We start from the raw sequence: 14,421 nt of genomic DNA, 5'->3' as shown, positions 1-14,421 counted from the left end.
GGAAGAAAATTAAATAATACTTCTATCCAAAATTTTTAATTCTACAGGTAAAGTAAGTAGATTTTGTGTTCCTTTGTGTAAATGAAGCGCAGGATTAAAGGCTTCAGTTTCAACAATATCAGCAAAGGTTTCTACGAAACACTCTAATGCTATTTGAGCTTCAAGACGTGCTAGAGGGGCTCCTAGACAAAAGTGAGGGCCTTTCCCAAAGCTAAGATGCTTGTTACTATTCTCTCGGTGTATATCAAACTTGTTTGGTTCCGGGAATTGCTGTGCATCATTATTCGCGGCTCCAAGCCATACAACAATGACATCACCTTTTTTCATAGGGACACCCAACACATGGCTATCCAATGTCACTACCCGATCTAGTGTGATGGGGAAGCGATAACGCAACGTTTCTTCAATGGCATTGGAAATAAGGCTACGATTGGAGAGAATCTCCTGATAAATTCCTTTTTGTTCATACACGAAAGTATAAAACATATTAGCGAGTAAATTGGTTGTTGTTTCATTGCCGGCAGCAAGCAGACCCAAGCTGAAGATTACCACTTCCTCATCTGTAAGTTGTGTCCCCTCATACGCTGCAAGAGTTAAATCAGAAATAATATCCTTCTCAGGATTTTGACGTTTTCCCTTAACAATGGGAAGCAAATATTCGTTGAATTCCGACATCGCACGGTATTTTCTTTTGGCTTGATCCGTAACGTTGACCTCTGAATTAGGGAAAAACAAAATATCGGACCAGTTCTTTATATGATGAAGATCTTGTCTTGGTGTGCCTAACAAATCAGAAATGACCGTGACGGGAAGAGGAACGGCAAGATCACTGACAATGTCGGGCTTGTTCATCTGTTTCATTTTATTAATTAATTCTTTTGCGATGTTCCTGATTCTTGGTTCCCACTCCTTTAGACTTCTTGGGGTAAAGGCACTGGATACCAGCTTACGTATATCACGTTGAATAGGAGGATCGGTAGAATTGATATCTACACGTGTAATGACTGGTGGAATAGGTGACACACTTCTTTTCCGTATACTTGAAAATAACTTGAAGTCACTAAGCACCATGTTCACATCATCATAGCGAAATACGTTCCAGACGTTTTGCTTCTCATCATAATATATCGGATTATTGACAAGCATATCGTGGTACCAATCATAGGGATTCCATAATTGTTCAGGAGTTTGTAACTTGGATATCTCATGAATGACGATACTACTCTGTTCTGAGTTCATCTTTCCAACACCACCTCTGATTTTAATATGACAAGCTTCGATGTGATATTCTGACTATCATTTGCAATTAAACCTTATCACAAAAATGTATATAAATTCAAATAATATCCTTTTAAACGATATTCAAACGTAATAATTAGGTTATCCAATGTTCACAATCTTTCAAATTGCGTTATCTAACCTTAAGAAAGAGTTATTTCAATCATTTTGTCTCCAACATAGTATAAATATGAAAGCCTTCAAGACGTTGTGAATGCTGGGAGGAGGTATTATGAGAAAGAGCCGGCATAATGATTTTATCCATAAATATATGATACTGGTGAGGTACCCGTTTTTACGGATACTGCAGAATTGAAGTCTGGCTGATTGTATCTGGCCCTTCAAGCATTTCATCCAATAGACAAAGAGAGAGCTTTAAAGGAACCGGAACCATTCGCTATAAAGAAGACAATGATGTCGAAAAAATTGACCCTAATTGGGTCAGTCAAGCAGCATAGGAGGTATAGAAGAATCTTACATGAGAAGGCCCCTTACCTATCTACCTGGATATAAATGGTTAATTCGTCGATGGAATAATTGGAATCTGACTAAGAAGCTGCTCCTATTTTATTTGCCCTTATTTGTTCTCCCCTCTATTGTTGGACTAAGCCTCTTGGCCCAGAACTATAATGCTGCGATCCGTACCAATGCCGAGTCATATTCCGATTCGATTACGAGCCTGACTGTAGACAAACTGGAAGCAACCATTCAGACCTATAATAATGTGAGTCTGCAGATTTTAACCTCAGATGAAATAGGAGCAATACTGTCTGAACCGGTCCATAACGAATTTGAAAAAATTGAAATTCAGCAGCAACTGGAGCGAAGCGTGCTGCCGATCATTGGCGGACTAGACAGCAACCGTATTAAAGGATGTGTATTTGTTACTGACAACAGTACCTTTGTCATCGGCCAAGATGAACAAGAGCCTTTAAGTGAGAAAGGAAAGGCAAATGCGGTTACAGCCAATGGGGCACCTTATTGGGATTCTGTAAGGTCAGGTTTTCCTACAAACGATGATGTAAGTGCTTTCAGATTAGGACGAGTCATTAAAGATGAGAACTTCCGACCTATAGGATATTTTTATCTTATTGTTTCTTCTAATGTATTCAGGGACGTTCTTAGCTCCGCTATGGCAGGTTCCAATACTGCTTTTTTCCTTAAAGGTCCGGATAAAGTGCTGCTTCAAGAATACGGAATACAGGAAGATACCTTTTCTGAAGTTTTACGTCTTGAACAAAGTCTTGATTACAATGAATGGACGCTTACAGCTGAGTATGCTCTAAATACAGTGTATGCCACCGTATACCGAATGAGTGTTTTTGCTGCTTGGCTGGCCGGGGGAAGTCTGGTCCTTGGTTTGGTTGCCTCCTACCTGATTCGTACCGACATTGCTTTGCCGATCACGAGGCTTCTTGCCAATATGCGGAGAGGATTGCGCGGCGAGAAGCCTAACTCCCTTACCAAATTCAGAGGGGCCAGAGAAATTACGCAGCTGAATGAAACCTTTATTTCTGTTATGTATGAGATCTACAATCTATTGGGTGAAGTGAAGGCCAGTGAAGAACGCAAACGGCAGGTGCAGTTAAAAGTGCTCCAAAATCAACTTTCTCCTCACTTCATCTACAATACGTTAAATACCATCCGGTGGATGGCCATGATACGAAAACAGGATCATATAAAAGAGATCGTAGATGCATTGAGCAATCTGTTGAGATACTCGATCAGAGACACCAATGAACTTGTTTCGCTTGAAAACGAAATTAACGTCATGCGTGAATTTGTCAAGATTCAACAAGTACGTCATCAAAACTTTATATTTCAGGTCGAACTGGAGGATGAGGCGAAACCGTATCGGCTGCTTAAATTTTTGATTCAACCCCTCTTAGAAAATGCTATAGTTCATGGTTTGTCGTCTGTTGATCATTCAGCACAGATTCGTCTGGAGGCAAAAGCAGAGAATGGGATGCTTAGTATTCGGGTATGGGACAATGGCAGCGGAATCGGTCAAGAGCGCTTACATGAAATCAAGCAGGTTATGAGCAGCGGAACTGGAAGCCACATCGGATTATTGAGTGTGAAAGAGAGGATTGAAATGTTCTATGGTCCTGCCTACGGAATGAACATTACGAGTGAACGGGGAGCAGGCACTACTGTGGAGTTAAAGCTTCCTATCTTGAAAGAAGGATGGCCAAACGAAAATGATTAAAATCGCGATTGTAGATGATGAATCCCTGGTTCGGGTTGGATTTCAGACCATCATTGACTGGAATGAAAATGGCTATGAAATACAAGGTGTTTATCGGAACGGCAAGGAGGCATGGGAGGCCTTTTCTACAGATGGTTACCCCGAAGTGCTGCTGACCGATATAAGAATGCCTGAAATGGATGGTCTAGAATTGATAAGACGGATTAGAGAGACGGATAAAGAGATGATCATTTTAGTCCTGAGCAGCTATGAAGAGTTTGAATATACGAGAAGATCAATCCAATTGGGTGTTCAAGACTATATTCCCAAGCATCTGTTCGACCCAGATGAATTGATTTCAACACTGACCCGATTATCAGAGAGACTCTCCTCAAAGGTTCGCGCTAGACAGAGCCGGGCCAATGCCATGGATGAAGAAAGGCAGCGATTGATGACACAATCCAGAATACTTCCGGGTATCGTTGCTTTTCCGGTGGATTTCTATCACAAAGAGTACCCTTTGCTTACAGACCTGTTGAAAGAATCTGCTTTTGTTTGTTGGGTTGCAATCCGTATTTGGTCAATGGATCACTCAGGCAACGATGACGACCAGACTGCCTTGGGATTTCTCCTACAAGATCTTATGAATAAAACGACACATGCAATTCCTCTTGGCTTTGATCAAGGCTTTTTTCACGGATTACTCTTTAGTCGAGAAACTGGACCGGAAGAAACAACGATGATGGCTGGTCTGGTAAAAGAATGGATGGACACAGTGAAGCAGAATCTTGCCATTACAGTATCAGTTGGTATGTCTGAGCATCTGACCTTTCAGAAGTGTAAAGTGATAAGAAACCAAGCAGAGCAAATGATTGACCGATCCTTTTTCAGCGGGCCAGGCTTGTACCGCTTTGATGCGAGTCTAAATGTTGTTCAGGAGCAGCTGGACATCAAGTTTCAACAATGGCAGCAGCAATTTATAAGCATATTGAATTCTTCAGAGGAAGAGTTGGCGAAGTGGCTTGACGCCGTGGGCAGCGAACTAGAGACACGTTATTCTCCCGATACTGCGTTCCGTTTGGTCCAGTGGATGCTTAAAATTTATCAAAATGATCCATTGCACATAAATATGCGGATTGATACAGAGAAGTCCGATTTTATGACCCTCCCCTTTTATTCAGTAGATTCCATGCGAACATGGGATGAATTAAAGTCCTGCTTTTTACAGACGATTAGACGGTTCAATGACTTATCCGCTATCGCCAGGATGAAAACGCAAACATGGCTGGAGCCGGTTTTTCGTTATGTAGAAGCACATTTCGCCCAAACCATTCGGCTTGAGGATGCCGCAAGCTTAGTGAATTTAAACATTCATTATTTCAGTCATCGATTTAGTCAGGAAATGGGGATGACGTTTCTTGAATACCTGACCCAGGTTCGTATCCGTAAATCTATCGATCTCATGAAGCGATACTCGCTTTCTGCTGAAGAGGTAGCTTCCCGTGTGGGATATCCAAACCCGAATTATTTCGTGAAGGTGTTTAAAAAAGTTACCGGTATGACCGTTTCTGAATTCAGAAACTCGACTGGCTTCTCATCTAATTAAATGGAATGTTCATCTAATAATTTGGAATGACGATCAACCGGGACATCACTGTTCCGGTTTTTTGCCCTACATCAAATGCAACTATCCAATAATGTGGAATCATAAACAAAAACTTGTTCATGGAAACGCTTTATTTTGTGAACTATGATTATTACATGCTTACAAACCGTTAGACACGAAGGGAGAAATAAAAAATGAAAAAGGGGTTATTCAGAAAAGCACTTCTTGCAGTGACAAGTGTCTCCATCTTGCTGCTGGCAGCATGTGGCGACAACACAAACAGCTCTTCACCTGATCAAGGCAGCAAAGCCGGAACCGAAAAACAAGTGGAACTAACCGTGTGGGGAGACCAGTCTAACCAATCATCGTTTGAGGCGGGATTTACCGCAATCAATCAAGCATTTGAAGAAGAACATCCGAATATCAAATTAAACTTTCAATTCTCAGGGTCAGAGACAGCGATCGATACGGCTGTTAAGAGTAACTCGCTGCCGGATGTGTTCTATGTTCAAGGAAACAAGACGCCTAAAATGAAGCTGTATGTGCAGAGCGGTGCATTGCTTAATCTGGATGATTACGGGCTCGATACCAGCCGTTTCGGGGAAGACCTCATGGAATACGCGAAGGTGGACGGAAAACTATATTCCTCGCCTCCGGCCTTTATGGACTCTCAGTTGATTTATTATAACAAGGACATTTTTGAAAAGGAAGGATTGCAGGCCCCGGCAACCTTAGATGAATTTATATCGTTGGTCGCAGCAATAAAGGATAAGGGAATAACCCCCTTCAGCGTTCCCGGTAAATCTGAATTCGAGCGGGCTTGGCTTGCCTTTGCGCTAATGCCTGCTACCGCTGAGAAAGCATTAACCAAGATTAATGAGGGGACTGGTTCTTTCAAAGACCCAAGCATAATTAAGGTATTCCAAACGATCAGAGAGTTCGCCGATAAAGGTTATTTCACCAAGGATTTGGCCTCTGTAGACAATGCCGGTGCCCAGCTCGCATTTACTAACGGCAAGACAGCAATGATGGCAGATGGTACCTGGAATGATCCAACCTTCGTAGGCGCTGGAATAAACCTCGGCAGATTTTATATCCCGACAGTATCTGGTGAACGCATTGCTCCGCAAAGCTTCAGTAATGCGACCACTTTTGCCGTATCTGCTGGAACCAAGCATCCGAAAGAAGCAGTCGAATATGTAAAGTTTCTGTCCAGTCAAAAAGCCCAACAGCTGTTTGAGGATGAAACAGGTATGGTGCCGGCCCTGCAGGATATCACGCCTAGAGATGAGGGAGTCAAAGAATTGAGTGCGTTTGATTCCCTGGGTCATAATATTTATTCCGTATTAACGAACATATCAACAGAAGAGATCAAGTTGAATGATATCTTTCTTCAGCAAGTAATGCCGCAACTGTTAACCTCTCATATTGATGGTCAGCAAGCTGCAGACATGCTGGAAGAAGCGCTGCTCCGTACAAAATAATCAGAACGATTTTTGGACGGTTAAGCCGAGCTGCTTAACCGTCCAAATCATTTGGAGGCGATCTAGATGTTGCAGTGGCTTGGAAAGAGACCTTATCTGTGGTTTATATTACCCGGTTTTATTCTGTATTCTATTTTCGTGATCTATCCCATTTTCTCAGCTGCCCAGCTTAGTCTGTTTCAGTCAAACGGTTTTAGTGAGAAGGTGTTTGTAGGCTTTAATAATTATATTGAATTGTTCACTAATTCGGAATTAAAACGGCAGTTCTTAAATGCGCTTAAAAACAATGCAATATTAGTCGTGCTTAACGTCGGGCTGCTGATTCCTATACAGCTTTATTTTGCCTATGTAATTTATACACGTGTAAAAGGGTACCGCTTTTTCCAAACAATGATCTTTGCTCCGCAGTTTATTACCACTAGCGTTATCGTATTTCTGGCTACGCTAGTTTTTGACCAGAATATCGGTATTTTCAACGAGTTTCTCCAGCTAATCGGGTTAGGGGAACATGCTCGAAATTGGTTAGGGGTTCCGGGCTACGAGGTCCTTACCTTGTTTATTATGAATGCTTGGGCCGGTGTGGGCTTCAGTATGATCTACTTCGTGGCAGCCATGAAGATGCTGTCCGACGAAGTGATGGAAGCTTCTTATCTGGACGGAGCCGGCTACTGGAGACGGTTCTTCTCGGTCATTATACCGCAGATCCGTTCCAGTATCGTAAATATTGCTATGATCAGTTATATCGCTGCCATGACCTTATTTGATTTCAGCTATTTGCTGGGAGGGGTAAGCGGCGGTATTAACAATTCGATGGATGTGATGACACTGTTTTTCTACAGAATTACTTTCGGAACGAATGGCGCGATGGGAGGAACGGTAAGCACAAACTCCGTAGGTATGGGGACTACCATTGCCGTCGTCATGTTTGCCATCATCTTTGTGGTTGCTTTGATTCAGCTAAGATTCACTTATAAGGAGGAGAAATGATCATGGCTGATATCAAAAAGCTGTATGTAACAAAGCTGATCCTCTGGATGTACTCTTCCTTCACCTTACTCATCCTTGGGTATCTTACATGGAACTCATTTCGCACCAAGCAGGATGTACTGTCCAATACACTGGGCTGGCCCAAGTCCTTTACATTGGAATCCTATGTCAAAGTTTTCCGCAACGAACATTTCGGCGTCAATATCTGGAACAGCGTATTTATCCTCATGATGACCATCATCATCATTGTAGCTTTAGCCTCCATGGTTGCTTATGGCTTAGGTCGTTACTCCTTTAAGTTCAAGCAAGGTGTAATGCTGTACTTTTTGATTGGTCTCATGTTCCCTGTCCAGCTCGGTGTAGTTCCCGTATTTTTGATTATCAAAAATCTTGGACTGATTAATTCTCCGTGGAGCGTAATTCTGGTGTTATCAGCGGGTTTATCAATGGCTGTACTGATGCTCACGAACTTCTTCGCCGGCTTGCCAGATGCTCTGGCCGAATCCGCACGAATAGACGGCGCCGGGGAATGGAGAATTTTTTACCGCATTATGTTTCCGCTTGCTTCACCAGTAATCGTCAGTCTGTGCATTATATTGTCCGTTAATATATGGAACCAATTTTTCCTGCCGTTAATTATGCTTCAAGACGACGCAGTCAAAACCATACCGCTGGCAGTTATGAAGTATACATCCAATATTCTGCTTAATATGGATAAAGCACTGGCAACTTCCGTCATTGCAACCATTCCGGTTCTGGTATTATTTTTCATCTTTTCGGAACGAATTATTTCAGGAGTCACTTCAGGAAGTGTAAAAGAGTAATTGATCTGCAAAAAAGGAGGGCACTTATGCGTCCTGATTGGGAAGAAGAGGCAAGCTGGATATGGCACCCTCATTGGAAGGAAGAAGATGAAGCCAAGGGAGGAAGATTTGTCTATTTTAGAAAAATATTTGAACTTCGAAAAGGCAGGCATAACTGCGCGCTTCGCATTTCAGCTGACAGCCGCTACCTGCTTTATGTCAATGGTATACCCGTAAGCCGGGGACCTTGCAAAGGGGATCGGTTCACATGGCATTATGAGGAAGTTGAGGTTGGAGAATACCTGAAAGAAGGCACAAACGTTTTTGCTGCTCAGGTGCTGCGTTATCCTTATGCCGGCGAGGGAAATCAGTCTGTATGGCGTACGCGGCTTCCCGGGCTGTATGTGCATGCAGTTATCAGAGATGAACAGAATACTCAGACTGCAGATGCACATACCGATGAATCCTGGGAATGTATAAAGGATGAGGCGATTACTTTATCCCAAGGCGTCTATACGCAATTTCTCGGAATTTCGGAAGCCGTTGACGGGTTCAAGCGTCCTTTTGGATGGACAGAAGCAGGCTATGTTTCGGAAAAGTGGGAGAAGGCCTCCCGATATGTATTCGATATCGTTCATGGGGAACTGAAACCGTGGGAGTTAAGAAAACGTCCCATTCCTTTTCTCTATGAAACTAAACGCAAATTTGTTGGTATTTCCCAGCTCTCCGCAAAAGGAAGCAAACCTGATTGGTTGGAATTGTTGACGTACGAACGCCCGTTAACGATCGCACCTGATTCAATGATAACGGTAGATCTTGACGCCGGGGAGCTGACTACAGGTTACCTGGAAATGGATTTGTCCGGCGGACAAGGAAGTGAAATCAGGCTGTTGTGCGCCGAATGTTATGAGAATCCGCCCATATCGGTCCCTTGGATACGTGACAAAGGGGATCGGACGGACAGTACAAATGGAGATTTATATGGTGATTTGGATATTTATAGACCTAGTGGCCTGGAACAGGAAAGCGGAGAATTTATAGAGAAATATGAACCTTTCTGGTTTCGCACATTCCGCTATGTCAGAATTGAAATCAGGACGGGAGAAGCACCATTAACGCTTCGTACATTTTCTTACAGAGAAACGGGTTACCCGCTTGATGTCGTCGCCCAATATCGTTCTTCAGATCCTCAGGAAACTGCTTTATGGGATATTAGCATCAGGACACTTAAACGATGCATGCATGAAACATACGAAGATTGTCCGTATTATGAGCAGCTGCAGTATGTGATGGATACCCGCTCCCAAATCCAGTTCACGTATATTCTATCTGGCGATGACAGGCTTGCCCGCAGAACTTTGTTTGATTTCTACAGTTCCTTGCTCCCGGAGGGATTAACACAGTCCCGATATCCTAGTGTATCAACCCAAGTCATACCAGGCTTTTCATTATATTGGATTTACATGCTGCATGACCACATGATGTTTGCGGGAGACCGGGAACTTGTCGAGCGGTACCTACCGGGTGTAGACGCCATACTCGGTTATTTCCACCGGAAGATTGAAGCAAGCGGTCTGATTGGTAAGATGAACCCTCGGTATTGGTCTTTTGTGGACTGGGCTGACGAATGGAAAGAAGAATATGGCGTTCCTGACGCAGCCCGCCAAGGTCCGCTGACGGTTTATTGTCTAATGTATACTTACGCACTGCAAAGAGCTGCTGAGCTTGCTGCTTTTACTGATAGAAGGAGCGTTGCGAAGGAGTATCTTGATCGAGCCGAACGCATGCAGCTAGCTGTAAAGGAAAACTGTATGTCGATCAGCCGGCCTGGCTGCCTTACCGACGGCCCCGGACTGGAGCTTTTCAGCCAACATACCCAAATTTGGGCTGTTCTAAGTGGAACGTTGACAGGAAGAGAGGCCAGGCATGCAATCCTTCACTCGATCGAATGCCCAGACTTTGTATCCTGTTCATTTGCGATGTCCATCTACCAGTTCCGTGCGCTTTCTTTGGTTGGTTTGTACGATAAAGTATATGATTTGCTGGCTCCATGGAGGCAAATGGCGTGCGAAGGACTAACAACATGGATGGAAGATACTGTGAGCAAACGCAGCGATGCCCACGCTTGGGGCTCCGTTCCGATTTATGAATATACAACAGAAACGTTAGGGATTCAGCCTTCTGCCCCAGGCTGCGAGAAGATAAAAATAAGTCCGCAAATCGGCCGCCTTTCACACGCTGAAGGGTGTGCAATGACCTCTAAAGGCATGGTTTCCGTACAATGGCAGCTTGTCGATTCTACATTTCGCATGCATGCCACTTGGCCAGAGGAAATCTCTTGCATGATTGTTTTGCCGAATGGTCAAATGGTAAGAGGAGAAGAGAACGGCGAATTCAGCATCGTAATGGATTGGCAGAATCCATCGGAATCTAAGATGAATGGGAGCTTATGACGACATCGGAGAAAGGTGCAAACAGCTTTGGTATTAAAATCGGTACGGGTCTCGCCGCAGCAATGATCGGTTGGATTCTGGCCATGGGTAATTATAATGGAACATTAACTACACAGCCAGATTCCGCAATAACCAGTATTCTTACCCTTACTGTATATCTTCCTGCAGTTACCTTTGCACTTACGTATATCTTCCTGCGCAAGTATGACATAGATGCGAAGTATCCTCAGATCGTTAAGGAACTGGAAGAACGCCGTAATCAACATTAGGAAGAGATTCAACAGCTCGACAACGATTTACAGGCTATTCAAGTCTGAAAGATGCCGCAAAGCGGGTAAGTGGAGGGACGATGAAGAGTAAAACAAAATTCAGATTATCTGAAACACAAATCGCTAAACTGGTTGAAGTGAATTTCGGAGATGAAGGAAATTTGAGCTCCATTCATGAGTTAAAAGGCGGCATGTTTAATGCAGCATATCTGATCCAAAGAACGGGTGTACTGGAACCGCTAGTGCTAAAAGTATCGTCGTCGCCTGAAACCGAACTGCTCTCTTATGAACATCATCTCATGCAAACTGAAGTGGAAGTCTTTCATAAAATATCCGCTGAAACGTCCATCCCGGCCCCAAGAGTGATTTGCTCTGATTTCAGCAGAAGCTTAATCCCCAGCGACTACTTCTTTATGAGTGCGCTAAAGGGCCAAAGTATGCACAGTCTCCGTAAAAAGCTCAGCCAGACTCAGAAGGAGAACATTAAAAGTAAGTTAGGCGACTATTTTGCCCAGCTTCACCAGATTAGAGGGAATTACTTTGGATATTTCACAGATCAAACGGAACTTCAATTCCCCTCCTGGAGAGAAGCCTATCGTCACATGCTAAAATTGATCCTTGCCGACGGAGAGAGGCTGAAGGTCAAACTTCCTTATGAACGCATTGAGAGGGTAGTTGGTAAGCAGGAGCATTTGCTGGAAGCAGTTACTTCGCCTAGTCTTATCAGCTTCGATCTTTGGCCGGGGAATATTATGCTGATTTTCCGCCGGCATTTCTTTTGTTCAAGGATGTTAGGAAGGAACCGGGGTTCTGGAAGAGCTATACCGGAAGACTAAACGATAATAAAGTGCTTAATTCTGAAGAAATGTAAGTCATTCGGCTGGTTCAATTCTCTGGCAATCCATGGAGAAGATCTTCTGAATCGACCTCATAAATTATCCGTCAAAAAGGGGCTTAATCAAGCTCCTTTTTTGTATTTTTCTTCTATCTTCATCAGGATAACCGATAATTCAATTGGAAAAGTTAACCTTAAATGCATAACTAAGAACTCATTCATAATCGTATATTAACATTGCCCAATTGGGCAGACAGGTATGCCCCTTTGAACGATGTTTTGCAAGATTACCAGACGTACAATATAAATAAGCTTCTAGGTTTATCCTTTGTATAGATAGTCTGTAATGTCATTAAATAAGTAATTATTTGGAGATGATGATATGAAGGAGTATATTAACGCATTGAGTTTAGCTGTATTTCTAACCCTTTTGGGATGTTCGACGACAGAAATTACCTTGGAATCTCCAGCTGCTATCAAACCTGAAAATAAGCCACTTACTTCTTACATTCAGAACGCATCGAAATTAGAAGTTACTTCTACAAAAGAAAAGGATTCGATTTTAGGTTCTACAACCTTAAACAGATAGAAACTGGGTTAAAGGAGGAAAGACAGTGTCCAAAGTGCGGATTTTTGTAGACAGCATCTCGGATGTTCCGGAGGAATGGATTGATAAGTATAACATAGGAATCATTCCATTATACATCGTTTTTAAGGAGTATTCCTATCTTGATCGCATAGAGATCAACGTCCATGACATGTACAACAAAGTTGAGATGAAGGGACAATTGCCGCAGACTTCCACGCCTCCACCAGCTGACTTTTTTAAAGCATTTCGCCCGGTTATTGAGAACGGAGAAGATGTACTGTATATCAGTATGTCTTCTCATTTATCATCAACATATCAAAATGCAGTTACAGCCTCGCGCGAGTTTCCTCCGGGGAGAGTAACCGTTGTGGATTCTCTAAATGTTTCTGCCGGGACAGCCATGATGGTTTTATTAGCCACACAATTAGCTAGTGAAGGTAAGAGCGCTATAGCTATAGCAGAATCGCTTGAAACAATAAGAGATGAAATTCAATTGAACGTACTTGTTAATAATCTCGATTATCTCCATCAAGGGGGATATTTAAGCAATCTTAAACATCTTCTGGGAAATATGCTTAAAATACGTCCGGTTTTATATGTTAGTCACGGAAGAGTGCTATCAGGAGTGAAGTATAGAGGAAACAAACACCGGATAATAAAAAAACTCTTGTCAAGCATACTAAGCCAAATTCATCGCATTGATCATGATCATATTATTATTGCTCAGACATTAGAGAAGGAAACCGCTGAATGGATAAGAAATATTATTCTGGATGAGACTTCGATTAAAAAAGTTCATATCATAGAGGGAAGATGTGCTATATGCTCACACAGTGGTCCTCATAGTATAGCCATCAGTTTCATACTTAAATCGGAGCCCCTTGTTTACACTCAAAGATGAATATTACAAAGGATGAAGGTTAATTCGATTGTTGAAGATATTTTTATAAGGAAAACAAGGAGATGGTAATCATGCTAATTCAAACAGGACTAGGGAAAACTACATTCTCCAAAGAGACTATATCTAAATTTGTAAATATGGCGCTGGATATGACAGATGGGCTTGTTTTAAGTTCGACTTATATCGGATCCATCACTAGCAAATTGACTGGTAACACTGCTGGAATTGAGCTGCGTGAACATGATAAAGGCATAGATATTCACTTAAGCATTATAGTCCAATATGGCATGCGTTTGCATGAGGTATGTAGGGAGCTGCAATATAAAGTGAAAGAAGTAGTAGAGGATTTCACAGGACTGAAAATTATTGCAATTAATCTCAAAATAGCTGACCTTGCAATCGAGTATGTGGATCTTCACAACATTCAAATGTACTACACATACATATGTACAAAATACGAGTTTTGTGAAACAGTACTTAGGAAATTAAAAGAACCGCTATGAATTTATAATTTATATCCCATTGCGGTTCTGCTCATTTTTAACTTAATCCCACACAACTTCTGTTCCTGCTATAAAATCATGTATTGCACGACGATCCTCTCGCATACCAACCATAAACGCGCTCACAATAATTCCAATACCTAGCGTCAATACGTACACAAGTCCAGCAACTAAAACTCGCATTAACATTGTAGTAATTTTAGGCGATTCTTGTGTGTCATATATCTGAATTCGAATCCCACAAATTCGTTTACCAACCGTTCGGCCATACCAATAAACAGGTAAAAAAATCGCATATAACGAACTTAATATCTTCGCAATTGGTTCATCTGAATCATAATTACCAGTAAGCACACCTGCGATGATTACTGTTGGTATTCCAATAATAAGTCCATCCAAGAAACTCGCTGCAAGCCTAATCCAAAAACCTGATTTGTACAAAATCATTTCCTCCAAACTATTTTGTCATACCTTGATGCATGGTTATTTATATTATACAAGAAATATATACCATTTGGTTCATAT

General features: G+C 42.2%; 13 protein-coding genes. 11 read left to right on the top strand and 2 right to left on the bottom strand.

The genetic code is table 11. The features are described 5' to 3' along the window. Positions 1 to 9: 9 nt before the first annotated feature. Positions 10 to 1,239 carry a cytochrome P450 gene (locus tag J2T16_RS02340; protein WP_445645168.1) on the bottom strand — a complete coding sequence of 410 codons (1,230 nt, stop codon included), beginning with the start codon at positions 1,237 to 1,239 and terminating at the stop codon, positions 10 to 12. A 652-nt stretch (positions 1,240 to 1,891) separates the two neighbouring features. Here J2T16_RS02340 and J2T16_RS02335 point away from each other — a divergent pair. From J2T16_RS02335 to J2T16_RS02285, 11 genes are all read left to right on the top strand, one after another. Further along, positions 1,892 to 3,487, top strand: coding sequence for a sensor histidine kinase (locus J2T16_RS02335; RefSeq protein ID WP_445645167.1), 1,596 nt, complete (start codon positions 1,892 to 1,894; stop codon positions 3,485 to 3,487). Beyond that, positions 3,480 to 5,072, top strand: a complete 1,593-nt coding sequence (locus J2T16_RS02330) for a response regulator transcription factor (RefSeq protein ID WP_499017699.1) — start codon at positions 3,480 to 3,482, stop codon at positions 5,070 to 5,072. Before J2T16_RS02335 ends, J2T16_RS02330 begins: the two co-directional genes overlap by 8 nt. A 194-nt stretch (positions 5,073 to 5,266) precedes the next feature. Then, a complete protein-coding gene (locus J2T16_RS02325; protein WP_336120070.1) occupies positions 5,267 to 6,556 on the top strand; it encodes an ABC transporter substrate-binding protein in 1,290 nt (429 codons plus the stop codon). Positions 6,557 to 6,622: 66 nt separating this feature from the next. Further along, positions 6,623 to 7,543: a carbohydrate ABC transporter permease gene (locus tag J2T16_RS02320; protein ID WP_336120071.1), complete on the top strand. Its 921-nt coding sequence runs from the start codon at positions 6,623 to 6,625 to the stop codon at positions 7,541 to 7,543. 2 nt (positions 7,544 to 7,545) lie between these two features. Then, entirely contained in the window at positions 7,546 to 8,367 is an 822-nt protein-coding gene (locus J2T16_RS02315; protein ID WP_336120072.1) for a carbohydrate ABC transporter permease, read from the top strand. A 26-nt stretch (positions 8,368 to 8,393) separates the two neighbouring features. After that, positions 8,394 to 10,799, top strand: coding sequence for an alpha-L-rhamnosidase-related protein (locus J2T16_RS02310; protein ID WP_445645166.1), 2,406 nt, complete (start codon positions 8,394 to 8,396; stop codon positions 10,797 to 10,799). Continuing rightward, complete coding sequence (locus J2T16_RS02305; RefSeq protein ID WP_336120074.1) at positions 10,796 to 11,068, top strand: MFS transporter; 273 nt, start codon at positions 10,796 to 10,798, stop codon at positions 11,066 to 11,068. Before J2T16_RS02310 ends, J2T16_RS02305 begins: the two co-directional genes overlap by 4 nt. 80 nt (positions 11,069 to 11,148) lie before the next feature. Continuing rightward, positions 11,149 to 11,904, top strand: a complete 756-nt coding sequence (locus J2T16_RS02300) for a phosphotransferase family protein (protein WP_336120075.1) — start codon at positions 11,149 to 11,151, stop codon at positions 11,902 to 11,904. A gap of 381 nt (positions 11,905 to 12,285) precedes the next feature. Continuing rightward, positions 12,286 to 12,492: a hypothetical protein gene (locus J2T16_RS02295; RefSeq protein WP_336120076.1), complete on the top strand. Its 207-nt coding sequence runs from the start codon at positions 12,286 to 12,288 to the stop codon at positions 12,490 to 12,492. A gap of 25 nt (positions 12,493 to 12,517) precedes the next feature. Further along, entirely contained in the window at positions 12,518 to 13,393 is an 876-nt protein-coding gene (locus J2T16_RS02290) for a DegV family protein (RefSeq protein ID WP_445645165.1), read from the top strand. Positions 13,394 to 13,464: 71 nt separating this feature from the next. After that, positions 13,465 to 13,896: an Asp23/Gls24 family envelope stress response protein gene (locus J2T16_RS02285; protein WP_499017698.1), complete on the top strand. Its 432-nt coding sequence runs from the start codon at positions 13,465 to 13,467 to the stop codon at positions 13,894 to 13,896. Between the two features lie 42 nt (positions 13,897 to 13,938). On the opposite strand, the gene J2T16_RS02280 is transcribed toward J2T16_RS02285, so the two are convergent. Next, on the bottom strand, positions 13,939 to 14,343 hold the full coding sequence (locus tag J2T16_RS02280; protein WP_221789552.1) for an RDD family protein: 405 nt from the start codon (positions 14,341 to 14,343) through the stop codon (positions 13,939 to 13,941). Between the last annotated feature and the right edge of the window lie 78 nt (positions 14,344 to 14,421).

The organism is Paenibacillus intestini (assembly GCF_030803945.1).
Classification (GTDB): Bacteria; Bacillota; Bacilli; order Paenibacillales; family Paenibacillaceae; genus Paenibacillus; species Paenibacillus polysaccharolyticus.
Note: the sequence above shows the minus strand (reverse complement) of the source record. Positions and strands in the feature narration are given on the sequence as shown.